21 protein-coding genes and 2 pseudogenes are annotated in these 23,529 nt (G+C 69.3%); 7 read left to right on the top strand and 16 right to left on the bottom strand.

Going from position 1 to position 23,529, the window contains the following annotated elements; translation table 11 throughout:
• Positions 1–7: 7 nt before the first annotated feature.
• From ABT057_RS05835 to ABT057_RS05855, 5 genes are all read right to left on the bottom strand, one after another.
• Positions 8–928 carry a sugar kinase gene (locus tag ABT057_RS05835; RefSeq protein WP_352341229.1) on the bottom strand — a complete coding sequence of 307 codons (921 nt, stop codon included), beginning with the start codon at positions 926–928 and terminating at the stop codon, positions 8–10.
• A gap of 41 nt (positions 929–969) precedes the next feature.
• Positions 970–1,590 carry a bifunctional 4-hydroxy-2-oxoglutarate aldolase/2-dehydro-3-deoxy-phosphogluconate aldolase gene (locus tag ABT057_RS05840; protein WP_352341204.1) on the bottom strand — a complete coding sequence of 207 codons (621 nt, stop codon included), beginning with the start codon at positions 1,588–1,590 and terminating at the stop codon, positions 970–972.
• A 41-nt stretch (positions 1,591–1,631) separates the two neighbouring features.
• Positions 1,632–2,777: a galactonate dehydratase gene (dgoD, locus tag ABT057_RS05845; RefSeq protein WP_352341205.1), complete on the bottom strand. Its 1,146-nt coding sequence runs from the start codon at positions 2,775–2,777 to the stop codon at positions 1,632–1,634.
• A complete protein-coding gene (locus ABT057_RS05850) occupies positions 2,774–3,520 on the bottom strand; it encodes a FadR/GntR family transcriptional regulator (RefSeq protein ID WP_352341206.1) in 747 nt (248 codons plus the stop codon). Before ABT057_RS05850 ends, dgoD begins: the two co-directional genes overlap by 4 nt.
• Positions 3,521–3,587: 67 nt before the next feature.
• Positions 3,588–4,349: an SDR family NAD(P)-dependent oxidoreductase gene (locus ABT057_RS05855; protein WP_352341207.1), complete on the bottom strand. Its 762-nt coding sequence runs from the start codon at positions 4,347–4,349 to the stop codon at positions 3,588–3,590.
• 154 nt (positions 4,350–4,503) lie between these two features.
• Between ABT057_RS05855 and ABT057_RS05860 the strand changes: the two genes are divergently transcribed.
• From ABT057_RS05860 to ABT057_RS05870, 3 genes are all read left to right on the top strand, one after another.
• The gene (locus ABT057_RS05860; RefSeq protein WP_352341208.1) at positions 4,504–5,850 is read left to right on the top strand and encodes an ABC transporter substrate-binding protein; all 1,347 of its coding nucleotides are present in this window, start codon (positions 4,504–4,506) and stop codon (positions 5,848–5,850) included.
• A gap of 64 nt (positions 5,851–5,914) precedes the next feature.
• Entirely contained in the window at positions 5,915–6,820 is a 906-nt protein-coding gene (locus ABT057_RS05865; RefSeq protein WP_352341209.1) for a carbohydrate ABC transporter permease, read from the top strand.
• Entirely contained in the window at positions 6,817–7,746 is a 930-nt protein-coding gene (locus tag ABT057_RS05870) for a carbohydrate ABC transporter permease (protein ID WP_352341210.1), read from the top strand. Before ABT057_RS05865 ends, ABT057_RS05870 begins: the two co-directional genes overlap by 4 nt.
• A 412-nt stretch (positions 7,747–8,158) precedes the next feature.
• Here ABT057_RS05870 and ABT057_RS05875 read toward each other — a convergent pair whose 3' ends face one another.
• Positions 8,159–10,207 (bottom strand): glycoside hydrolase family 2 protein, encoded by a 2,049-nt coding sequence (locus tag ABT057_RS05875; RefSeq protein ID WP_352341211.1) that lies wholly within the window; start codon positions 10,205–10,207, stop codon positions 8,159–8,161.
• Positions 10,208–10,364: 157 nt separating this feature from the next.
• Between ABT057_RS05875 and ABT057_RS05880 the strand changes: the two genes are divergently transcribed.
• A complete protein-coding gene (locus tag ABT057_RS05880; RefSeq protein WP_352341212.1) occupies positions 10,365–11,657 on the top strand; it encodes a cellulase-like family protein in 1,293 nt (430 codons plus the stop codon).
• 99 nt (positions 11,658–11,756) lie between these two features.
• Here ABT057_RS05880 and ABT057_RS05885 read toward each other — a convergent pair whose 3' ends face one another.
• The 7 genes and pseudogenes from ABT057_RS05885 to phtC all read right to left on the bottom strand — a co-directional run bounded on the left by ABT057_RS05885 (position 11,757) and on the right by phtC (position 17,127).
• On the bottom strand, positions 11,757–12,896 hold the full coding sequence (locus ABT057_RS05885; RefSeq protein ID WP_352341213.1) for an ABC transporter substrate-binding protein: 1,140 nt from the start codon (positions 12,894–12,896) through the stop codon (positions 11,757–11,759).
• 417 nt (positions 12,897–13,313) lie between these two features.
• Positions 13,314–13,694 (bottom strand): nuclear transport factor 2 family protein, encoded by a 381-nt coding sequence (locus tag ABT057_RS05890; protein ID WP_352341214.1) that lies wholly within the window; start codon positions 13,692–13,694, stop codon positions 13,314–13,316.
• Positions 13,695–13,729: 35 nt separating this feature from the next.
• On the bottom strand, positions 13,730–14,140 hold the full coding sequence (locus ABT057_RS05895; RefSeq protein ID WP_352341215.1) for a nuclear transport factor 2 family protein: 411 nt from the start codon (positions 14,138–14,140) through the stop codon (positions 13,730–13,732).
• Positions 14,141–14,142: 2 nt separating this feature from the next.
• Positions 14,143–14,949, bottom strand: coding sequence for an MBL fold metallo-hydrolase (locus tag ABT057_RS05900; RefSeq protein WP_352341216.1), 807 nt, complete (start codon positions 14,947–14,949; stop codon positions 14,143–14,145).
• 38 nt (positions 14,950–14,987) lie between these two features.
• Entirely contained in the window at positions 14,988–15,605 is a 618-nt protein-coding gene (locus tag ABT057_RS05905; protein ID WP_352341230.1) for a DsbA family protein, read from the bottom strand.
• 146 nt (positions 15,606–15,751) lie between these two features.
• Positions 15,752–16,246 (bottom strand): MarR family winged helix-turn-helix transcriptional regulator, encoded by a 495-nt coding sequence (locus tag ABT057_RS05910; protein ID WP_352341217.1) that lies wholly within the window; start codon positions 16,244–16,246, stop codon positions 15,752–15,754.
• A 311-nt stretch (positions 16,247–16,557) separates the two neighbouring features.
• Positions 16,558–17,127, bottom strand: a pseudogene (gene phtC, locus ABT057_RS05915) (3,4-dihydroxyphthalate decarboxylase).
• A 38-nt stretch (positions 17,128–17,165) separates the two neighbouring features.
• On the opposite strand from phtC, the gene ABT057_RS05920 reads away from it, so the two are divergent.
• Positions 17,166–17,324 carry a hypothetical protein gene (locus ABT057_RS05920; protein ID WP_352341218.1) on the top strand — a complete coding sequence of 53 codons (159 nt, stop codon included), beginning with the start codon at positions 17,166–17,168 and terminating at the stop codon, positions 17,322–17,324.
• An 81-nt stretch (positions 17,325–17,405) separates the two neighbouring features.
• Here ABT057_RS05920 and ABT057_RS05925 read toward each other — a convergent pair whose 3' ends face one another.
• The 3 genes from ABT057_RS05925 to ABT057_RS05935 all read right to left on the bottom strand — a co-directional run bounded on the left by ABT057_RS05925 (position 17,406) and on the right by ABT057_RS05935 (position 21,466).
• On the bottom strand, positions 17,406–17,579 hold the full coding sequence (locus ABT057_RS05925) for a hypothetical protein (protein ID WP_352341219.1): 174 nt from the start codon (positions 17,577–17,579) through the stop codon (positions 17,406–17,408).
• A 537-nt stretch (positions 17,580–18,116) separates the two neighbouring features.
• Positions 18,117–20,174 (bottom strand): RICIN domain-containing protein, encoded by a 2,058-nt coding sequence (locus ABT057_RS05930; protein WP_352341220.1) that lies wholly within the window; start codon positions 20,172–20,174, stop codon positions 18,117–18,119.
• A gap of 227 nt (positions 20,175–20,401) precedes the next feature.
• The gene (locus ABT057_RS05935) at positions 20,402–21,466 is read right to left on the bottom strand and encodes a LacI family DNA-binding transcriptional regulator (RefSeq protein ID WP_352341221.1); all 1,065 of its coding nucleotides are present in this window, start codon (positions 21,464–21,466) and stop codon (positions 20,402–20,404) included.
• A gap of 373 nt (positions 21,467–21,839) precedes the next feature.
• On the opposite strand from ABT057_RS05935, the gene ABT057_RS05940 reads away from it, so the two are divergent.
• Positions 21,840–23,150 carry an ABC transporter substrate-binding protein gene (locus ABT057_RS05940; RefSeq protein ID WP_352341222.1) on the top strand — a complete coding sequence of 437 codons (1,311 nt, stop codon included), beginning with the start codon at positions 21,840–21,842 and terminating at the stop codon, positions 23,148–23,150.
• A 38-nt stretch (positions 23,151–23,188) separates the two neighbouring features.
• Positions 23,189–23,529: pseudogene (locus ABT057_RS05945) on the top strand (sugar ABC transporter permease); the annotation flags it as partial.

A 23,529-nucleotide genomic window follows, 5' to 3' on the forward strand; every position in this document is an offset into this window, starting at 1 on the left:
CTCCGGGTCAGCGGATGGTCGTGCCGTCGGGCTGGTCGAACAGGCCGAGTTCGTCCTGCGTCGGCAGGCCCTCCCAGTCGCCACGGGTGGCGACGGCGAAAGCCGCGGTGGTGACGGCTCGGTGCAGACGGGCGGGGATGTCCGCGCCGCGTAGGTGCCCGGACAGGTATCCGGCCACGAACGCGTCGCCCGCGCCCACCAGGTCGACGGCGTCGGCCTGTCGCGCCGCGCAGTGGGTCGCCCCGTCGGTGGTGAAACTGGTCGCGCCGCGTGCGCCACGTTTGACGACCACCTCGGTGACGCCTGCGGTCAGGAGGCTCTGCGCGGCCTCGGCTTCGCCCCCGTCGGGCCGTTCCAGCACCAACGGCAGTTCGTCCTCGGAGGCGATGAGCAGGTCGGTGTATTCCAGCAGGGGCCGGAGCGCCGTGCGGGCATGCTCGGTGGTCCACAGCCGGGAGCGGTAGTTGACGTCGAGGCATACGGTGATGCCCGCGTCGCGAGCTGTCGTGGCGGCGGCCAGCGTGGCCTCGGCCGCCGAGGGGCCGAGCGCCGGCGTGATGCCGGTCAGATGCAGGATGCGGGATCCCGGAGCCAGCGCGGGCAGTACGTCGGCCGGTGAGACGGCCGAACCGGCGGAACCGGCACGGTAGTAGCTGACGCGTGTGAGTGTGCCCAGGCGGGGTTCGGTCAGCAGCAGTCCGGTGGGCCGGCCGCTGTCGTCGGTGGCCGCGTGGCCGGTGTCGATGCCCTCGGCGCGCAGCGTGCGCAGTACCAGCGCGCCGAGTTCGTCCGCGCCGACCCGGCCGGCCCAGCGCACCCGGTGTCCGAGCCGGGCGAGGCCGATGGCGACGTTGGACTCGGCTCCCGCGACGGACAGTCCGAGGCTGCCGCCGAGCCGCAGCGCGCCGTGGGCCCGCAGCGCCGCCATCGTCTCGCCGAAGGTCACGACCTCGGGTGGAGCCGGTGTCGTCACGGCGTCTCCCCGGCGGCCACCCTGCGGAACTCGGCCGCCCGGGCGCGGAGTTGCTTGAGGTCGCCGCCGTCGGCCGCGTCCCCGACGAGGGGTGAGCCGACGCCGACGGCGAGGGCACCCAGGTCCAGGTAGTCGCGGGCGGCCCGCGCGTCCACTCCGCCGACGGGCACGAACGGCACCTCGGGGAAGGGGTCACGCAGGGCCCGCAGATAGCCGGGTCCGCCGAGCGATCCGGGGAAGAGTTTGATCGCGGCGGCTCCCCGTGCGAGGGCTGCCTCGACCTCGGTCGGTGTCAGGGCGCCCATCAGCACGGGCACGCCGTACGGCTCCAGCCCGTCGACCAGCGCCGGGGTGACGAGGTACGACGCGCCGGCGTCCACAGCGCGGCCGGCATCCGGGGCCGAGCGCACGGTGCCGGCCCCGACCAGCGCGTCGGGACCCAGTTCGGCGCGCGCCCGCCGGATCACGCTCAGGGCGTCGGCGGTGGTCAGCGACACCTCGACGGCTGCGATGCCCTCCTCGGTGAGGGTGCGTACGGTGTTCAGGGCCGCGCCGGGATCCTTGCCCCGGACGATCGCGAGCAGGCGGTGGGTGCGGAGCGAATGCACGAGGTTCATGGGAGCTGGCTCTCCTTGGACGTTCGGTTCACGGGCGGTGGTCACCATTCGGTGAACGCCCCGTCGGCACCCCGCCATACGGGGTTGCGCCAGCGGTGTCCGGTCTCGGCGGCGCGGCGTACCGCCTTCTCGTCTATCTCGACACCGAGCCCCGGACGGGTGGCGGCGACCGCGTATCCGCCCTGGAACCGGAAGGGCTCGGGGTCCATGACGTACTCCAGCAGGTCGCACTGCTGGTTGTAGTGGATGCCCATGCTCTGTTCCTGGATGAGGAAGTTCGGTACCGAGAAGGCGATCTGGAGGCTCGCGGCCAGGGCGATCGGGCCGAGGGGGCAGTGCGGGGCCAGGGCGACGTCGTACGTCTCGGCCATGGCGGCGATGCGGCGGACCTCGGAGATACCGCCGGCGTGCGAGAGGTCGGGCTGGGCGACGGCGATGCCGCTGGACATGACCTCCCGGAAGTCCCAACGGGAATACAGGCGTTCGCCAGTCGCGAGCGGGATGCTCGTGGCCTCCACCAGGCTGCGCAGATGGCCCGAGTGTTCCGGCGAGACGGGTTCCTCGACGAACAGCGGGTGCAGCGGCTCCAGTTGGGGCAGCAGGCGGCGTGACATGGCGGTGGAGGCTCGGCCGTGGAAGTCGACGGCGATGTCCCGCTCGTCGCCCAGCACTTCACGGACAGCGGCGACGCGTTCGACGACCTCGGCGGTGCGTGCCGGGGTGTCGATCGGGGCGAGCTCGGCCGAGCCGTTCATCTTCACGGCGGTGAAGCCCGCCTTCATCTGTTCCTCGGCCAGCTCCGCGACCTCGCTGGGGCGATCGCCGCCGATCCAGGCGTACATGCGGACGCGGTCGCGTACGGGACCGCCGAGGAGGCGGTGCACCGGGACGCCGTAGGTCTTGCCGGCGATGTCCCACAGGGCCTGGTCGATGCCCGCGACGGCGCTGGAGAGGATGGCGCCGCCACGGTAGAAGCCACCCTTGGTCAGCACCTGCCAATGGTCCTCGATACGCAACGGATCCTGGCCGACGAGGTAGTCGGCCAGTTCGTGGACCGCAGCGCGAACGGTCTCGGCGCGTCCCTCGACGACGGGTTCGCCCCAGCCGGTGACGCCCTCGTCGGTGGCGACGCGCAGGAACAGCCAGCGCGGAGCCACCAGGAACGTCTCAAGTCCGGTTATCTTCAAGGAACTTCCTTCGGCAGCGGGTCGGTCGCGACGTCGTCGTGTTCTTCCTGTGCTCGTACGGCCTCCAGGTCGTCGGAAGCCTGGGCCAGGAGTGACTCGACGGCGGCCACGGCGGCGTCCGGGTCGCCGGCTTCGACGGCGGCGAGCAGTTTCTGGTGCACGGGGATGGAGTCGGCGAAGTGCCGGGCGCCGTGGACTATCCGGTCGCGCACGCGCAGGCCTGCCTCGATGACGACCTCCATCCGGCTGAGGAGTTCGTTGTGCGCGGCGTCCAGCAGGGCGCGGTGGAAGGCCAGGTCGGCCTCGACCATCGCTTCCGCGTCCCTTTCCGCCGCCGCCATCGCGTCCAACGCCTGGCGCAGCGCGTCCAGATCTGACGGGGTACGGCGGGTCGCGGCGAGCCGGGCTCCGGCAGGCTCGACGATCGCGCGGACCTCGGCGAGATCTTCCAGGAAGCCGTCGGTGGGAGCGCTGCTGCCCTGCCAGCGCAGCAGGTCGCTGTCGAGCAGGTTCCAGTCGGCGCGGGGCCGGATGGTCGTGCCGCGTTTCTGCTTCGATTCGAGCAGGCCCTTGGCCGCCAGCACGCGCAGCGCTTCGCGCACGACGGTCTGGCTGACGCCGAGCTCTGCTTGGAACTTGGCCGGGTCCACCACGGAGCCCGGTGGGTAGTCGCCGCGGATGATGCGCCGGCCCAGTTCTTCCACCGCTTGGCCGTGCAGCCCCCTGCCGGGATGGGTCACCACGTTCTCCGTTTCCGTCTCGGTACTGTTCGCGGAGGCCGCGCACGGCGTACCGCGAGGTGGGCGGCGCTCACGAGGACTCCTTCATGACGCTCCATCCTCCGTCGACCACCAGGCTGACTCCGGTCACGTAGGAGGCGTCCGCCGATGCCAGGAAGGCGACCGCGGCTGCCACCTCCTCCGGCTGCCCGAACCGCTTGGCCGCCGTGGCCGCCACGCTGCGCGCCCGGTCGGGTTCCGGGATCCCGTCCCAGGCTGCGGTGAGGATGGGTCCGGGCAACACGGTGTTGACCCGGATGTCAGGACCGTACTCGACGGCCAGCTGCCGACCCAGCGAGCACAGTGCGCCCTTCGCGGCGGCGTAGGCGGCGTGGCCGGGGATGCCCACGACCGCATGCACCGAGGAGGTCAGCACGACAGACCCCGAGGCCCGGCGCAGCATGGCCGCGAAGGTCTTCATCGCCCGCCAGGCCGGCTTGAGCAGCACGGCCATCTGACCGTCCCACTCGGCCTCGCTCAGCTCATGGGCGGGCTTGTTGAGCTGGGCGAACGCGTTGCTGTGCAGCACGTCCAGCCGCCCGTGGTGCTGATCGACGTGACGGGCCAGGTTCTCCCAGTCGGCAGCCGAGGTCACGTCGCACCGTACGTACTCCGCGCGCCCTCCGCTCTCCTCGATGCCCGCGGCGACCGCCTTGCCCGCCGCGTCGTCCACGTCCGTGATCACGACACTTGCGCCCTCGTCCGAAAGCCTTCGAGCCGTGGCGGCGCCGATTCCGTGCGCGGCGCCAGTGATCACCGCCACCCGCCCCGCCATCCTGCGGCACTCCGTCATCGCGTGCGTCTCCCCTCTTGCTGCCTGCTGCCTGTACCCACCATAGCTGTTTCAATTAATTATGAATATATCTTGACGGGGTGGTGACACCGCTCCGAAACTGACCGGCATGCAACAGGCACCTTCAGTACGAAGCTAGGAAGGACCTCCTCCCATGAGCCGCACCACACCCCGCCGCCGAAGCCGGGGCGCACTCGCAGCGACCCTTGCCACCGCCTCCCTGCTCATCTCCGCCTGCGGGGGTTCGACCGGTTCGAAGGACCCCGCGGTCCAGGCACCGGTCAAGCCCGGCCAGAAGGTCGACCTGCGCTTCTGGTCATGGGTTCCCGGTGTCGACAAGGCTGTCGACAAGTGGAACGCCACCCACCCGGACATCCACGTCAAACTGGAGAAGATCCCGGCGGGCAGCAGCGGCGGCTACGCCAAGATGCGGGCCGCGCTCAAGAGCGGCAACGCACCCGACCTGGCACAGGTGGAGTACCAGGAGATCCCCTCGTTCCTGCTGGAGAACGGCCTGGTGAACCTGTCCCAGTACGGCGCGGACAAGGACCGCTCCAAGTTCGTGGACTGGCAGTGGCAGCAGGGAGTCTTCGACTCGAAGGTCTACGCGATCCCCCAGGCATCCGGTCCGATGGGCCTGTTCTACCGCTCCGACCTGTTCAAGAAGTGGGGCATCACACCGCCCGCCACCTGGGACGAGTTCGCCCAGGCCGCGCAGAAGATCCACAACGCCGACCCGAAGGCCTACATCAGCACCTTCCCCGCCGGCAACTCCGCCTGGTTCACCGCCCTCGCCTGGCAGGCCGGCGCCAAGTGGTTCGGCGTGAACGGCGACACCTGGACGGTGAACATCGACTCCCCGCAGACCCTCAAGGTCGCCGCCTTCTGGGACGACCTGCGCAGCAAGAAGGTGATCAAGACCGAGCCCGACTTCGCCAACGGCTGGTACAAGGACCTGCAGAGCGGTGCCATCACCTCGTGGGTCAGTGCCCAGTGGGGCGACGCCATCATCAGCGGAAACGCTCCTCAGACCACCGGCAAATGGGCGGTCGCACCCATGCCGCAGTGGACAAAGGGCTCGAACGTGTCCGCGAACTGGGGCGGTTCCTCCACGGCCGTCCTCAAGGGCGCGGGGCACATCCCCGAGGCCCTGAAGTTCGCCGAATGGCTCAACACCGACCCCACGAGCGTCGACCTGCTGCTGCAGGGCGGATACGGCTGGCCCGCGGCGGCCGACGCGTACAAGGGCTCCTCGCTGGACAAGCCGTCATCGTTCTTCGGAGGCCAGAAGTACAACGAGGTCTTCGCAGAGGCGGACAAGAGCATCGACAACTCGTGGAAGTGGACACCGACGATCGACGCCACCTACCAGCACCTCAATGACGGCTTCCAGGCCGCCCTGGCCGGCAAGGGCACGTTCGTCTCCGCGGTCCAGCAGGCGCAGGAGCAGACCGTCGAGGACCTGAAGAGGAAGGGTCTGAAGGTTTCCACCGGCCAGTGACCGCCTCCGGAGGGTGCGACACGGCCGCCGCCGTTCTCCCCTCCGGACTCCAGAAAGAGCCCTCATGGCTACCCGAGTGCCCCGTCGCCGCAGAAATCTGGCGCCCGTCGTCTTCGTCGCGCCGTTCCTCCTGCTGTTCCTGCTGACCTTCGCCCTCCCCATCGGCTACGCCGTCTACCAGAGCGTCATGGATGTCGAGCACACCGGAGCCCTGGGGCTCGGCGGCAGCCATACCGTCTTCGCAGGGCTGCGCAACTACTCCGACGCGTTGTCCGATCACGCCTTTGTGCGCAGCATCGGTCGCGTACTGCTGTTCGCGGCCGTCCAGGTGCCGGTCATGGTCGCGTTGTCCGCCGGGCTCGCGCTGCTGCTGGACAGCGCCTCGGCCAGAGGGGTGCGGTTCTTCCGCGCCGCCTTCTTCCTGCCCTACGGCGTTCCGGGCGTCATCGCGTCCATCCTGTGGGGCTTCCTGTACGTGCCGGGAGTCAGCCCGCTCGTGGACGCCATGCGCCACCTGGGGGTGTCGGTCGACCTGCTGGGCGGAAACACCGTTCTGTGGTCCATCGCGAACATCGTCACCTGGGAGTTCGCCGGCTACAACGTTCTGGTTCTCGTCGCCCAGTTGCGTACCATCCCCACGGAGCTGTACGAGGCCGCCCGCATCGACGGCGCCAGCGCGTGGATGACGGTCCGGCACGTCAAACTGCCGCTGCTGCGCCCGGCGCTGATCCTCACCACGGTCTTCACCATCATCGGCACGCTGCAACTGTTCGCGGAACCGCTGGTGCTCAAGCCCGTCTCGTCGAGCATCGACAGCGCCTACACCCCCAACCTCAGCGCCTACAACGAGGCGTTCACCAACGACAACTACCACCTCGCCGCCGCCGAGGCAGTGCTGCTCGCCCTCGCCGCGTTCGCGCTCTCCTTCGGTTTTCTGCGGCTGATCAACAAGAGAGGTGGGGACGCGTGAGTCTCCAGACACCGGCCCGCACGGTCCCGCCAGGGAGCGGGACGCCGGCCTCCGACGACGGCACGACTCCGCACGGCGGCATCACCGGGGTCACCACACGCAGTCGTATCCTGGTCGCCGGCCTGCTGGTGGCGGCCGCCGGGTACTTCCTGCTCCCGGTGTACTGGCTGGTCGTGGCGTCCACCAAGTCCACCGGCGACCTGTTCGGCAGCTTCGGGTTGTGGTTCTCCCATCCCCGGTTCCTGAGCAACCTGCATCAGGTGGTCACCTACGACGATGCGATCTACCTGCGCTGGGCCGCCAACAGCCTGCTGTACGCGGGCGTCGGCGCAGGCGTGGCGACGCTTCTGGCCGCGATGTCCGGCTACGCGCTGGCCAAGTTCTCCTTCGCCGGCCGCGACACGATCTTCAACATCGTGCTGGGTGGCGTCCTGATCCCCGCCACGGCGCTGGCGCTGCCCATGTACCTGCTGTTCAGCAAGGCAGGCCTGGCCAACACGTACTGGGCCGTCCTGCTGCCGAGCTTCGTCAGTCCCTTCGGCGTGTACCTGTGCCGGATCTACGCCGCGGCATCCATACCGGACGAGCTGCTGGAGGCAGCCCGTATCGACGGCGCGGGAGAGATCCGCATCTTCACGGTCGTCGTTCTGCGCATCATGACCCCCGCCCTGGTGACCATCTTCCTTTTCCAGTTCGTCGGCATCTGGAACAACTACTTCTTGCCGCTGGTCATGCTCTCCGACTCCAAGCTGTACCCCATCACCCTCGGTCTGACATCGTGGCAGTCCTTCGCCGACCGCCAACCGCAGCTCTACCAGCTGACCGTTGGAGGCGCCTTCGTCTCCGTCGTCCCTCTGATGATCGCCATGGTCGCCCTGCAGCGCTTCTGGCGCAGCGGTCTGACCGAGGGCAGCGTAAAGGGCTGACGCCGCCGGACCGGGCGGTCCTGCCCATTGCAGCGGACGGGATCGCCGTTGCACTCCAGGCTTGAGCCGATGCCGAGGAGCAACCTGCGTGGTTTCGTGTCGCTGCCCGAGGTGGATCGTCGAGCGAGGGTGGCCGGGAGGCACGCCGGCGACCCTGCGGGCGTGTGCCGCCGGGTACGCCCTCGCCGTGTACCGGTGTGCTGTCCAGCACCGCACTCGCACCCCCCTGTGGATGTCTGCCGGCTCACGGTCGGCGACGCGTTCTTCTCGGTCCTCTCCCCGGCCGTCGCGACGCTCGTGCCGCGGCGCTACCGGCGGTGCGGGCTGACGCCGGGCGGTGTCACGGGCCGAGAGCCAGATGGCTGGAGGGGGGAGGGGCGGTCCGCCCCTCCCCCCTCCAGCCGTTCGACACTCACTCGCCGCCCGGACCGGCCGCCTTGCGGAACGCGTCGTAGACGAGCTTGGGCCGCTCCTCGGCGAAGGTGAGCAGGCCCATCACGGAGATGCCGTTGTAGTCCTGGTTGTAGCCGGCCCGCTCCTTGTAGTCCTTGAGGACCCAGTAGGTGAAGCCGACGACGAACTCGCTGCGTGCGGCCACCTGCGCCCAGTGGGCCGTGAAGCTCGCCGCCTGCCATTCCTCCGTGCCCTGCGTGGTGCTGGGGCCGTGGGTGCCGGCCACGGACCAGGTGCCGTTCTCGGTGATCAGGATGGGCTTGTCGGGGTACTTCGCGTGTACCGCGTCGAGCGTGGGGCCGAGGTCGGCGTCCTTGCCGTAGAAGTAGCCGAAGTACTCGTTGAACCCGATGACGTCGGCAAGGTCGAAGGCGGGGTCGTTGCTGGTGTTGGAGGCCCAGGTCACGGGGCGGGCGGTGAGGTCGACCGCCTTCACGGCCGCCTTGAGGTCGGCGAGCCAGGCCCGGTAGACGGGGGCGCCGTCGGCGTCGATCTCCGACTCGTTCTGGAGTCCCCAGAGGATCACCGAGGGGTGGTTGTGCTGGTTCCACGCCATGGTCAGGGCCAGGGCGCGGGCGAGGCCGTAACGCTCGGTCTGGAGCTTTTCCTGGGCGGTGTTGAGCCACATGGTGTCGATGTCGTCCATCACCAGCACGCCATGTTCGTCCGCCCAGTCGTAGACGTACGGGTGACGGTTGTAGACGCAGTTGCGGATGAAGTTGGCGCCCACGGCAGTGACATGGCCCAGTTCGCGGTCGTACTCGGCGGGCGTCATCGCCCTGCCGTGCGCGGCCGTCTCCTCGTGCCAGTTGAGGCCCTTGAGGAACAGGGGCTTGCCGTTCAGCCGCAACTGGGCGTCGACGATGGTCAGTTCGCGTACGCCGTACTTGGTGGAGAGCGTGTCCACTCGCGGACCCGAGTGCCGCCCGGCGGCCAGGGTGGCGCGGGCGGTGAGCGTGTGGGGCGAAGTCGGGCTCCATCGCGGGGCGCCTGGCACACGGAGCACGACCCGCACGACGCCCGCCGACCGGGCCGCGATCCGGGCCGCCACCACGGCGGAGCCGCCACCGCTCCCCCGGCCGGGATCGAGGATGAGCCGGCCGTCGAAGTCGGAGGTCCCGTGGTTCTCGATGACCGCGTGGGCCTCCAGGCTCCCGTTCGCGGCGGACACGAGCAGTTTGGTGATGGTGACCTGCGGGACCGCCTCGATCCAGGCCGAGCGGGTCAGTCCCGCGTAGGGCCAGTAGTCGACGGGCTTGTACGGGAGTTCGTGGTCGTCGGTGACCGGCTCAGGCGTCGCGGCCGTGTAGTCCGTGTAGCTCGCCCGGCGGAAGACCCGCACGGCGATCGTCTGGCGCGTTCCGGGCCTCAGCGCCCCCGCGACCGGCAGCGCGAAGGGCGAGTTGGCGCCTTCGTGCTTGCCCAGGTGTATGCCGTCGAGCCAGACCTCGGCGCTGTATCCGGCGGCCAGGAAGGCGATGCGCACGTGCCGGGCCCGCCAGGAAGCGGGCACGTCGACGGTGGTGCGGTACCAGGCGTAGCCGTCGTCGAACGCCGTGCCCCGGCCGAAGGGAGCGGTCTGCGAGCCGAATCCGGGGGTGTCCAGCAAGTCCCAGGCCGCCGGAACGTCGATGCGGGCCCACGCAGTGTCGTCGTGGTGCGGGGACTGCCAGCCCCCGTCGAGCCCCTGGTCGGCGGGGTCGAAGCGAAAGCGCCACCGTTTGTCCAGGGACAGGTGGTCGCGCGTGGGCTCATGGGTGCGCCAGCCGTCGAAGGCCGGAAGCACGGCGCCGTACTGGAAGACGACGTTGGTGCCGCCGACGTCACGCACATGGGTGCCGGAGGGCTCGGTGGCGGGGTGGGTGTCGAGCACCGGGCCGTTCGCGGCGGCCGCGGCCGTGCCGTCTGCCGCGCTCGCCGTCTCGGGCCAGGCCGGCAGGGCGACGAAGGCGGCCGCGCCGAACGCCGTGACGACGGTGCGCCGGGACGGATGGATGGATTCGGTCATGACGGGCGGCTCCTTGAGGCACGTACGTGTTCGTCCGCCCCACAGCCTGGACAAGCCGCTCACCCTCGTCAAGGATTATTCATAAATAATGAATTGAGCTAGCGTGGTGCCGTCGAGCCGCCGACGGCGCCTTTCCACACGAACGACGGGTGACCCCATGACCACCGCATCGCAGCAAGACACGACGCCCGGGACCACTGACCGACTGGCCATCACCTTGTGGGACTTCAGCTGGTACACCCAGGCCGGGCCCGGTGAGCCCTTCGCCGACCTCGACCGCGCCTTCGCCGAGACGGTGGACCGGGGCTTCAACACCGTGCGGATCTGCGCCATGCCCTTCCTGCTGTTCTCCGGACGCGTCCCCGAGTCCGAGACCCTCCAAGTACGCGGCCTGGGCGAGCAGTTCGGACAGCGCACCCGCTGGTACGACGTGCGCGGCGGCTACCCGCTGGACGGCCGCCGCCGGCTCGTCGAGCTGTTCGAGGCGGCCGCCCGCCACGGCTGCAAGGTGATCGTCTCCTCGTGGGAGTACCAGCAGTCCCCCAGCTTCGCCGACACCGACGCCTGGCACCGCGCCCTGGCGGCGGTCCCCGGCCCGGACCGCGCCGAGGCGGTGGCCGAAGCCCTCGCCGACCTGCTGGACTTCCTCACCGAGCGCGGACTGGCCGACCACGTCGCCTACGTCGAAGTACACAACGAGGTCGACAACTGCGACCTGGTACCGGCCGACGGCACCCCCGGCCACTACGCCCGGCTGCGCGGCCCCCTCGAACGCGCCGTGAAACTGCTGCAGGCCCGCCACCCCGCCATCCCCGTCACCTACTCGCTGGGCGAACCCTGGCCCGACGAACTCGACGACCTGCCCGAGCAGGCCCAGATCGCCCACTTCCACTTCTACGTCTACGGCGTCCTCGGCGCGCTCTACGAGGCGGTCGGACTCGGCCACGGCACCGAAGCGGCCCCCGAGACCACCTCCTGGCCGACCCCCGAACTGGCCGCCATGCTGCGCTCCGACGCACCCGCCTTCGCCGACTACCAGCCGGACGAACCGTGGCGCCTGGCCGCCACGGGCATCCCGCGCGAACTGTTCTACGCGCACGACTGGGTGGACCCCGACCGCTGGGACCTGTGGCTCTACGAGAACTATCCGGCGCACCGGCAGGCCATGCGGGACACGCTGGCCGGGTGGGTCGACTCCGCAGCCGAGTTCGCCCGCCTGCGAGGCATTCCCGCCGTCCTCGGGGAGGGCGTCGTGGGGTACACGCCTCTCCTGACGCGCTTCGAGGAGGACGCCGTCGGCAAGGACATCGCCGAGTTCGTCGTCGACCGCTGCCTCGCGGCCGGCTTCCAGGGCGTCGTCCTGACCTCCAACGCCGCTCCGCACCACCCCATGTGGCGCACCGACCGGGACTGGATGCGGCGGGTCAACGCCCGCGTCACCGCGGGCTGAGCCAGGCTCCACCTCGCCGCGGCCGCAACCGGCACCAGCCCGGCCAGGCGGTGTCTTCGGCTGAAGACACCGCCTGCCCAATCACCGCCGGAGTGCGGGTCAGGCTCCCGGGTGCAGCCCGAGCGAGCCCGGCGACGGGTCTCCCTTGACCTCTCCGAAGTAGAGGGCGAAGGTCTGCTTCCAGCGCTCGATCGCCGCGCGGTCGGCCATGAAGCGGGGGAATCCGTCGAGGTTTCCGTTCGGGTACTGCCAGACGGGCTTCAGGCCCGTCGGCGGGGTGACGTCCGTGCGGACCGACCAGCCGTTGGTGGCGGCCTGCTGCTCACCGGTGGACAGCCGCCAGTTGAGGTAGAGCTTGGCCGCGGTCGGGTTCTTGGCCTGCTTCAGGATCGCGGCCCGCTGCCCCCAGGACATGAACGGCGTCTTCTCGTCGGGAAGCACCCACTTGACGGGCCCGGTGGCCAGGGCCGCTCCGGAGCCACCGACGCCGATCACCTTCTGCCCACTGGTGACGGCGTCCCGGGGAGTGAAGCTGCCACGCGCGAACTGCACGTCCTGCGCGGCCAGTCGGGCCAGCCAGTCCCAGCCGTACTTCTGCACGTAGAGCGTGTAGAGATAGAGGGACGCGTCGTCGTCGTGGGGGTAGGACGAGGCGATCTTCCCCTTCCACTTGGCGTCGACGAGGTCGAGGGGGCTGCTGGGCACGTCCGAACCGACCGCAGCCGGGCCGTACATGTAGCTGAAGGCGGCCACCTGGACGGCGACCCAGGCACCGTGCGGGTCCTTGAAGGGCGCGTGGACCTTGGAGAATCCGGCCGGCTTGTAGGTGAGCAGGCGGCCCTGCTCCTTCCAGCGCACGAAGTCCTGGACGGTCTGGAGCTGTACGACGTCGGGCACGAGGGTGTCGGTGGCGAACTGGTTGTCCACCCGGACGTCGTGGTACTTGCTGTAGTCGACGACCACCGTCAGATCGATCCCGGGAAAGCGGCTCTTGAAACCGCTGCGGAGGCCGTCCGCCTGCGTCGATATGTCACCGCCCGCGTAGATCACAAGCTTTCCGCCCTCCGCGAGGGCGGCCTGGTACAGCTCGTCGAGCGTGCGGGTCTCCTCGACACCTCCTGTCCTGCGGGCGTCGGTGGACGCCGCTGCGGGGGAGGCTGTGGCGGCGGCCGCACCTAAGCCGAGCGCGGCGCCTGCACCGGTGACGAGCAGACGGCGTCGGCTGGGAAGGCTGGTCATGTGGGGGAACCTTTCTGATGGGAACAACAACGGTCGGTGCGGCGGCGCCCGAGTGTTGTGGCACGCCGACACCACGAAGCGCGGCACAGGACGGCCGCGAGCTGGTCAGATGAGCCGGATGCGGTGAGTGGCCGGAGAGGGTGTGGATAAGGTGCGCGGCCTGAGCGGCCCGCTGCTCCCGGACGGCCATAGGCCTGGCCGGGTCCGCGGTGGCTACGACGGATGAGCGGAAGGCCGGCGGAAGCAACCGTGTACCAGGGACGAGGTGGCGTGCGCCCGGAGCATCCTCAACTCAGGTGTGGGCCGTGTGCCGCGGCATGTGCCGCGACACACGGCGGGGTGGTGCAGAAGAAGGTGACGGTGGGTCGCACGGCTCGTGATGCGGGCCCGGTCCCGGCGCCGCTGCGATCGCGGAACTCAGAACATGGTGTTGTCGTTGGCGCTCTTCTCGGGAACCTCCTGGATCACGTCCCAGTGCTCGACGATCTTTCCGTCGGCGAGGCGCCAGAAGTCCGCGACGGCCATGCCCCGGTCACCGGGCTCGAGGTGCAGGTTACTGTGGGTGACCACGAGGTCCCCTTCGGCGACGGCCCGCTTGATGTCCAGACGCAGGTCGGGGAACTGCCCGCGCAGCCAGTGCACGTACCCGACGAACGCCTGCGGACTGTCCTGCGCCTCCGGATTGTGCTGGATGTAGGTCTCCCCGAGATGCGCGGCGGCGGCCTCTTCCGGCTGGTAGTCGTTGAACGCCTGCTCGTAGAACGCTATGACGAGCGCCTTGTTGTCGGCAGCGGACATGCGCCTCTCCTCTCTTCGGATGCTGGACGGCGCGTCTAGACGGTCATGGCGTCGCGGACGAGCGCGGTGTCGACGAACTGCTCGAAGCGCACGATGAGTCCGCCGCGTACGACGAAGTGGTGGGCGACGCGCACGTCGATCGGTTTACCGGTGGCCTTGTTGACGGCGGTGTAGCGGGCCAGGACCACGACGTTCTCGCCGTCGACGACGTAGGTGTCGTCGTGGGCGGCCCAGCCGTCCCAGTCCTGGCCGAGCTTCTCCATCACGCTTGAGGTCACGCCCTTGGGGGTGCGGTAGGTACCGGCGAGCGGGAAGCCCGCCATCTCGGTCCACTCCACGTCGGGGGCGAGGGTGGCCCGCAAAGCTTCCAGGTCACCGGCCGCGGAGGCCAGGTACTGGCGGCGTACTACATCCGCGGGGGCGGTGGAGGTCGCGAACTCGGCCATCTTCAGCCCCACTTCATCTCGCCCTTGGCGACCTTCGCCCCGATCTGGGCGGCGATCAGCATGCCGTTGTCGGGGTAGCGCGCCACGAGCGCCTCGGTGAGCGCGGCTCCGTCGGCGGCCTTGCCGAGCTCCTCCTCGAAACTGAGGAGGTACTCACGGGTAGCGGAGATGGCGGAGGCGTCGGCCGCGGTGCCGGGCAGCCGGTGACCGGGGACGACCAACTCCGGCTGGAGCGCGGCCATCTCGTCCAGCAGGTCGATCCAGGCGGCGCGGTCGCCGGGGGTGGGGGTGTCGGCGACCCAGACGTGCTCCTGCTGGAAGAGCAGGACGCCGCCGAGGAGGGCACGCTGCTCGGCCTGCCAGAGGTAGTGGCGGTCGGGCAGGGCGGCAGGGCCGCCCTTGAGCTGGAAGCTGTGGCCTTCGAGGGTGAGGTCGCCGGTGAGCGGGGTGATGTCGACCAGGCGGGTGGGGAGGTTCGGGCCGAGCGCGGCCCAGGCCTTGAGCTTGCCCTCGTAGGAGTGCTGGATGTGCTCGATGACGAGCGGGGTGGCGACGAAGGTCGCGTCCGGGAAGGCGTCGGCGATCACCTCGGCGCCGAAGTAGAAGTCGGGGTCGGCGTGGCTGACGAAGACGGTGGTCAGCGTCTTGCCGGAGTCGAGGATCTCGGCGGCCAGGCGGTGCCCGTCGGCGCGGGTGAAGGCGGCGTCCACCAGCAGCGCCTCATTCTCACCCGTGACGAGAGTGGCGGTCTTGTTCTTGCTGCCGGCCGGGAAGTCCAGGTCGAGGACCTTGAAGGTCAGGGTGCTCATACGGGGCTCCTGTGCGAGTGGATTGGGGATGGAGACGTTCAGGGCGTGGGCAGGGCCGCGAGCTGCCGGTCGATCTCGTCGGCGGTGGCATGGCCATGGGCCAACGGGGTGACGGAGTCTCCGTCGACGGCCAGCAGGGTGGGGAAGCCGGTGACGCCCAGCTCGGCCGCGCGGTGGAAGTCGTGCGCGGCCGTATGCGGCGCCTCGGGGCCTTCGAAAGCGACGACCACGGCGTCGGCATCGAGTCCGGCCTCCTCGGCGACCTTCCGGTAGGTGGTCGCCTCCGACAGGCTGCGTCCGTCGACGTAGAAGCCGTGCTGGAGGGCCGCGGCAAGCTCCCCCGCACGCTCCGGGGCGGCCTGGCGCAGAGCGGCGACGCCACGGGCAGCGGCTTCGGAGTCCATCACGAACGAACCGTCGGCGATCAGCCGCTCGTACGCCTCGCCGAACTCGGCGCCGGTCAGCTCGGCGATCTTGGCGTTCGCGCCCTGGACATAGCCGAACTCGCGGATCGGCACCCGGCGCGACCCGATGAACAGGCCGCCGGACACGACCTCGACCGGCAGCTCCGGATGGCGGGAGACGACCTCGCGCAGCGTTCCGGAGAACCCGTGCGACCAGCCGCAGTAGGCGTCGAAGACATAGACGAGCTTCATCGAGGACCTCGGCAGAGGAGTGGCGCCCGCCTGATGCGAGCGATTCATCTGACCAAACAGTAGCTGACTCATCAGATATTTCCTGTGACGTGAGCCATACAGGGGTAGCTCACGCCACCACATCAGCCTGGACGCCGGACCGCAGGTCAGGGCAACCGGGGCAAAGCGTCCCGGGCCGAATGGCTGAGAATGCGGAGATCCTCCGCGAACCGCGCGCGGTCCGCAGAGGGAAGGGGCTGCACGAAGTAACGCTGGATGTTCTCCAGGTGCACCCGCGACGCGCGGACGGCCGTCTCCTCACCCAGCGGGGTCAGGCGCACCAGCCGCCCGCGCCGGTCGTCCGGATCCTCCGCACGCTCGACCAGCCCAGCCGCCTCCATACGGTCCACCAACCGGGTGGCACCGCCCGTGGTCAGGACCTGCTCCTGGGCGACGGCCCGCATGGACAGTCCCGGCTCGCCCGCCCGGCCGAGGATCAGCAGCACCTCGAACATCAGATGACTGATACCGCACTCCACCTCGAGCGCCCGACCGAGGATGTACTCCAGCCGGTTGGCCGCCCCCTGCAGTCGGCCGAACGCCAGAATGAGCTCATGATCGGCGGCCTCCTTCGCCGTCCTGATCTCCTCTTCCTCACCCACGGCCGCGCCGCCCCCTCTCGTCGTCCCGGCACCACCGTACCGATCATGCACGGGACAGGCGCGGCGGCGGAGTCGGCTGGATCAGTCGAGCGGCAGGCAGCCCCCTCGGTCCGGGCCGCCGCGTACGCCTCACTGGACGGCCAAGGCCGCCCCATTGACCGCCCCGGACGCTCGGGGGGTGCAGGTACTCGGACTCCTTGCCCGCGGCCGGCACAACCGTTGTGTTTGGTGAGGTTGGCCAGGGATCTCTTCGGGTGCGACCACACGCCCTCGACCGGGTTGAGTTCGGGAGCGTGGGCGATCGTGTCGACCTAGAGGGCGCGCAGGACGGCTTCGGGGACATCGGTGCCGGTGGTGGTCAGGCCGTGGGCGCGAAGTACGACGGCGTCACGGTCACCGAGCGCGGTGACCATCTCGGCCGCGAGCCGGCGGTCGCGGATCAGCACCCCACGCGGGTGGACCGGTACGCCACGGGCCGCCAGCCGTGTGCCGGGGATGTCGAAGGCGCCGATGACGGGACGGATCCCGAGTCCCGCGAGATCGGCAGCGACGACGGCAGGGGGATGCGCGTGGACGACGCAGGCCACGTCCGGCCGGGTGCGCAGGACCTCGGTGTGCAGCGGGAGTTCGTTCGGTACCGCTCATCCGTCAAGTTCCCCGGGGGCCGCCGCCGCTCCGTCGAGGTCGACAAGGCGGATGTCGTCCGGCTCGGTGTGCAGCAGGCCGCGTTCGTGCGGGCCGCGGCAGCGGACGAGCAGTGTGTGCCGGTCGATGCGGAGGCTGATGTGCCCGAGGATGCCGTCGGCGAGCCCGCGGCCCGCGAGTACGCGGCAGCCGTCCGAGACGAGCCGGCGCAGGGTGTCCAGGTCTTGTTTCGTCACGAGGCGGCTCTCAAGGAAGGGGCGGGTGGGAGGAGGGGGTGGGCTCGGTCGCCGTGGCCCTGTCCGCCCACCGAGCGCCCATGCAGGTCGCCTTCGACGTCTCCGTGCCGATCAGTCGCATGAACCATGCCGACCAGCGCCGGATCAGCGCGGTGCTGCGCGAGATCGCCGAGGAGGCGGCCGAGGTGCTGCACTGAGCGAAGGCGGGAGCTCGGTCGGCGTCGGGGCGGATCAGCGAGCCGGTACCGACGCCGCCGGACGTGCCGGTGGTGACCACGTCACCCGGCATCCACCGCGCTCGAGGTGTACGACAGCAGCCGCGGGACGTCCCGGATGACGTTCGCAACGCGGGCATGCTGCCGAAGCGTGCCGTCCATCAAGCAGCGCTGTTCGAGCGCTTCCGGCGGCCCCACCATGCGGATCGAGCGGTCCTCGCCGCCGCGCATCGTCATGTCGGGCAGGCAGGTGCAGCCGGCGACATGCCAGGACGCCGCCCATGAGCAGCGCGATGCAACTGAGCCTCAACTCGACCCGGCGCTGCCCCAGTTCGCTGAACTCGGCCCGAACGCAGGACAGTTGCCACCGCAGTTGGTCGGTGATGAACCGTCCGACGAACGCTGCGGTCCCAGCCCGCAGTGCGACCAGCATCCAGAACGGCCCTCGCCAGGCCGACGACTGCCCCAGGCGGGAGACCAGAGGTACTCCTACGACATTGGTCACGGTCACCAGGTACCAACAGGCGCTCGTGGCCGAAGCAGTCGCCGAACGGAGAGCGGGCACGACTGCTATGTGCGATCTGACAGCGGCGACCTCGTGACCGACGGCCAATCATGACGAGGGTGAGGACCGGGCCGGAGCGATGCGGCAAGCGAGGCGCCGCGATCACCATCTCCGGCGATCCGACGATCATACCTGCGACGAACCTTCCTGGCCGGATACGGAGAGCGGGCGTGGATTACACGCCCGCTCTCCTCTCCGTACGCAGTCACTCAGTTGATGCGGACGATCTTCCAGAGCTGGTCGTCGACAGCGAGGCTGCTCCACTGGACGACGGCTGCGCCGTCGGCGGTGGAGGACTGGGCCACGCCGGCGAAGAGGGTGCTGTTCACGTTCTGGAACCGGTAGTAGCCGTTACCGGCGTCAATGAGGGTCCATTTCTGCGAGTTGGCGGCGGAGGGGGTGTTCTGGACGAGGGCGGCGCCCGCGGTGGTGGAGCTGTTACGGATGTCCAGGTTGAGGTTGCTGTTGATGTTCTGGATGGTCCAGGCACCGCCGCCCGCGGACTGGAACGTGAACAACTGGCAGAAACAGGCGGAGTTGTGCCACTGCTGGGTGGCTGTGTCGGTAGCGGTGGAGGCCTGGGGGATGTCCAGGTACTTGCCGCTGTTCTTGTTGACGAGGACGTACTGTCCGGTGCCCAGCGGGGGCAGGGCGGTCTGGGTGAAATTCCAGCGCTGGCAGGCGCAGCCACTGTTGCTCCACTGGTCGGCGATGGTGCCGGTGGCGGTGGAGGCGTTGGGGATCTCCAGGTTCTTCCCGGTGACACGGTTGGTGACCGTGTAGCCGCCGGCCGGGTTCGGGGCGACGGCCCACTCGTGGTCGAGCGTGCCGTTGTCGTCCCACTGCAGGACCTTGGCGCCGTCGGCGGTGGACTGGTTCTCCACGCCGAGGACCTTGCCGCTGGCGACGTTGAAGATCTTGAAGAACCCGGATGTCTGCTGCACGAAGCGCCACTGCTGGTCGGTGGCGTTGTCGGTGTTCTGCTGGGTGGCGTAGGTGCCGTTGGCCGTGGAGCCGCCCGCGATGGTCAGCTTCAGGCCGCTGCCCGCGTTCGACACCGTGTAGGTGGCGCCGTCCGAGATGCCGCCGCCCAGGTCGATCGTGCTGTAGGTGACCGGGTTGAGCCCGGTGCTGCGTCCACGCCCTCCGCTCATCACCAGCAGGCTGTGGCCGTCGGGCAGCGGGAGCATGCCCCGGCTGTAGCCGCTGGCGACGTTGGAACGGATGTGGGTCCAGGCATTGGCCGCGCCGTTCGCCGTGTTGACGAACACGTCGTTCTGGGTGTCGCCGCTGACGACGAGTGTGCCGTTGGCGCCTCCGGCGGGCAGCCAGGTGACGTACGGCGCCCCGCTGGGGATGGTGCCGTCGGTCGCCCGGAGCACCTGACCAGGGGCGGAGAGGAACGCCTCGGGGTCGGAGGAGATGTGGTAGTACACGGAGCAGCCGCCCTCGGGCGCCCCGCAGTACTCGTGGGTCATGACGTAGTTGCCGTTGGGCAGCCGGGTGACCACCGGCATGCCGGGGCGGTCCGCGTAGTTCGGCATGGCCACGTCGTCCACGACCGACCCCCAGGTGCGGAGGTCGGTGGACACCTGGTGCACGATCTTCTGGCCATGGGCGGTGTCGCGCTGGTCGGAGTAGTAGACGATCAGCTTGCCGTTGGCGTAGAGGAAGAACGGCTCCCACACCGGCGTGTAGCCGTTGCTGGATATCGCCCGTCCGCCGGTGGCGATGTTGGTGACGAAGCTCCAGGTCAGTCCGCGGTCGGTGCTGGCGTACAGGTCGATCTTGGTCGCGGACCGGTCGCCGGGCACGGAGTCACCGGCGGCCAGGATGGTGCCGACCGGGAAGTCGCCCATCGCCGTGGGCAGTTCGAACAGCTCGGGCTCCCAGCGCATGCCCCAGCCGTTCTGCGTGTCGGCGACGTCGGAGATCTTCGTCCAGGAGTTGCCGTTGTCGGTGCTGCGGTAGATCGGGAAGACCGGCGTGCCGGAGGTGTACTGCTCGAACGTCGACAGAATCGTGCCGTTGGCCGAGCCGTTGTGCTGCAGACGCAGCGCCCGCGGGTAGAGCGACCCGGGCGAGGGGGCGCCGGACGGCGGGGTGTACATCGTCTGCGACGGACGGGCCAGGGCATCCGCCCGGCCGGCGGCCGGCAGAACCAGCGTCGCCACCACGGCCAGCAGGGCGAAGGCCGTCGACAGGAGGGAGAGGGGACGGGAACGCGGTACGGCGCCGGGTCTGACGCCTGTTCGGGCAGGGAACATGTGCGGCTCTCAGAGGAAGGGAAGGGATGTGCTCTGGTGTCCGCCGCATCCCGGATCGGTCCGGACGGAAACGGCGGAGTCGATGGGCGGCACCGGCCTGCGTGACCGTGCCGGCTGTCGCCGCTATGACGAGAACGTCCGACAGACGGCATGGCGAGACGGCCGTCGAGCGACGTGGTTGGTGGTCGGGGCATGCGGCCTGCGCCGGGTACGGCCGGGCCAGGTGGTCAGGTGGTGCGAAGTTCCGTCTGGTCATGGTGGGACGGCGGGGGTGCGGTCGAACCGCGGACGACCAGGTCGACCGGTGGCTCGCTCGCCGCAGGCAGCTCGATCTCCGGCGTTTCGATGGCGTGCACGAGCAGCCTGATTCCTTCCCGTGCCGCGGCGTCGAAGGGCTGACGCACGGTGGTCAGGGGTGGAGTGACGTAGGCGAAGACGGGGTTACCGTCGAAACCCACAACGCTGATGTCCTCCGGCACCCGCCGGCCGGCCTCCCGCAGGGCGTGGATCAGGCCGATGGCCATCTCGTCACCCGCCACGAACACCGCCGTCACCGAGCTGTCCGCAGCCAGCGCGCGGCCTGCCGCGTAACCGGATTCGGGTGACCAGTCGCCCTGGATCACCGGCGGTTCCTGTGCCCCCCGTGCGGCCAACGCCGCCCGCCAGCCGTCGATACGGTCCGTGCTCGCGTACCAGCGACCAGGGCCGGCGAGGTGGTGAACGGTCGTGTGCCCGAGGTCCAGCAGATGATCGGTGGCCGCCCGTGCCAGCGCATGGGCGCCGACGCCCACCGTCAGGGTCCGCGCGGAGGGGAAGGACGGCGGCGCGCCCAGGAACAGGACCGGCACGTCGATGCGGACGGAGACCTCTCCCTCCACGACGGGCTCGGAGACGACGATCCCGTCAACTCCCTGCTCCAGCAGGGACATCACCGCGCCGGCGATGCCTTCGGGGTCACCGTCCGGCGTATTGACCACACGCAGCGCGTACCCGGCGTCGCGCACGGCCTTCTCGATGCCCACGAGGAGCATGGCCGTTCCGTACCCGGCCGTCCCCAGGGCGACGACGCCGATGGAGCGGTTCCGCCCCGAAGCCAGCGCCCTCGCCGCGTGGTTCAGCCGGTATCCGAGTTCCTCGGCGGCACCGAGGACGCGTTGCCGGACCTCGTCGGACACATACGGCTCGTTGTTGAGGACCCGCGACACCGTCTTGCGCGAAACGCCGGCCACGCGGGCCACGTCCGCACTGCGCGGTGCGGGAGAACCCGCGCTGCGCCCCGCCACTGGTGTCATGGGAGCTCCTGTCGGCCGTATGACTGTCGCATGCTGCCTCGCCGCTTGGTGCTCGCATCAGGTGAGGTCAGCTGTATGACCGCGCGGTCACTGACCGCGCGGTCATATCTAGGCAGCCGGACGGTCGGGCGTCAAGAGCTCACGCAGCATTTCTTCCGCCAGGAGGCCGGACAGCTGCGAAAGGAGCGGTCCGCTCGGCACGTTCTTCTCAGGGCCTTGACAGCGAGTCCCTGGAAAGTTCACTCTTCGACGCGTCGACCGATTGGATCTGTCCGATCGCGTTTGTTTCTGGTCGTATCGTCGACCGCTTCCCGTCATGCCCCCTTGAGCCATCGCGCCACGCCCGGGCCATGACAGCCCCTCAGGAGCCGAAATGCGCCTTTCATCCCCCGGTCAATCCCTGCCTGGTACCAGCCGCCGCGCCGTGCTGCGCGGACTCGGCGGGGCCGCGGTACTGGGTGCCGGCATCCCCCTGCTGAGTGCCTGCGCCGGCACCTCCGCCTCGTCGGACACCAAGACCGTCACCGTCGGCTCCAACGCGTCCGACGCCGTCCCGAAGAAGGCGTACGGCGACGTCTACGCGGCCTTCACGAAGCAGTCGGGGATCAAGGTCGCCATCAACACCAAGGACCACAACACGTTCCAGGAGCAGATCAACTCCTACCTACAGGGCACCCCGGACGACGTGTTCCAGTGGTTCGCCGGCTACCGGATGCAGTTCTTCGCGGCCAAGGGGCTGGCCACCCCGATCGACGACGTGTGGAAGACGATCGGCGGCAACTTTCCCAGTGCCATGCACGACCTGAGCAAGGGTCAGGACGGCAAGTACTACCTGGTGCCGCTGACCACGTCCCCGTGGGCGGTCTTCTACCGCAAGAGCGTCTTCCAGAAGTACGGCTACGAGGTCCCCACCACGTGGGACGCGTACATCGCCCTGTGCAAGCAGATGAAGAAGGACGGCCTCGTCCCGATCGCGTACGGCGACAAGGACGCCTGGCCGGCGATGGGCTCCTTCGACCAGATCAACTTCCGCCTCAACGGCTACGACTTCCACGTCGAGCTGATGGCGGGCAAGGCCTCCTGGACCGACGCGAAGGTCCGCAAGGTCTTCGACACCTGGGCCGAGACCCTCCCCTACCACCAGGAGGGCGCGGTCGGCCGTACCTGGCAGGACGCCGCCCAGACGCTGGTGGCGAAGAAGGCCGGCATGTATATGCTCGGCATGTTCGTGGCCCAGCAGTTCACCGACAAGGCGGACCTGGACGACCTCGACTTCTTCGCCTTCCCCGAGATCGACCCGGCGTACGGGCAGGACACCGTGGAGGCACCGACCGACGGCATCATGCTCAGCAAGAAGCCCAAGAACCACGCCGGCTCCGTCGAACTGCTCGAATTCCTGGGCACACCCGCGGCCGAGGAGACCTACCTGAAGGCCGACCCGAGCCTCATCGCCGCCTCCTCGAAGGCCGACACCTCCGCCTACAGCGCCCTTCAGAAGAAGGCGTACGAGATGATCAGCGGCGCGAAGCACCTCACGCAGTTCATGGACCGTGACAGCCGGCCGGACTTCACCTCGACGGTGATGCAGCCCGCCCTGCAGAAGTTCGTCCGTAATCCCAAGGACGTCGACAGCCTGCTGTCCTCGATCGAGCGCCAGAAGAAGACGATCTTCGCGTCCAGCTGAGACCGACCCCCCTTCTGAAGCGGATGAACACCGACACCATGAGCTCCGAAACGAGAACGAAGATCCCGGAGGTGGCCGCGGTGCCGCCTCCGGGCGCCGCGCCGAAGAAGAAGCGGGTTCCGCAGGGCCACCGCCGTCTGCTGACCCGCCGTGACCGGCTCACCCTCGGCCTGATGGCCGGGGTGCCGACGGTCCTGCACGTGGCCCTCGTCTGGGTCACCGCCCTCGCCTCCATCGCCCTCGCCTTCACCACCTGGGACGGCATCGGCTTCGACTCCATCACCTGGGTGGGGCTGGACAACTTCAAGGAGCTGTTCACCAACAACCCGCAGTTCTGGCCGGCCGTCGAGCACAACGTCGTCTGGTTCGTCGTGCTCAT

The organism is Streptomyces sp. NPDC002588, assembly GCF_040295925.1.
Classification (GTDB): Bacteria; Actinomycetota; Actinomycetes; order Streptomycetales; family Streptomycetaceae; genus Streptomyces.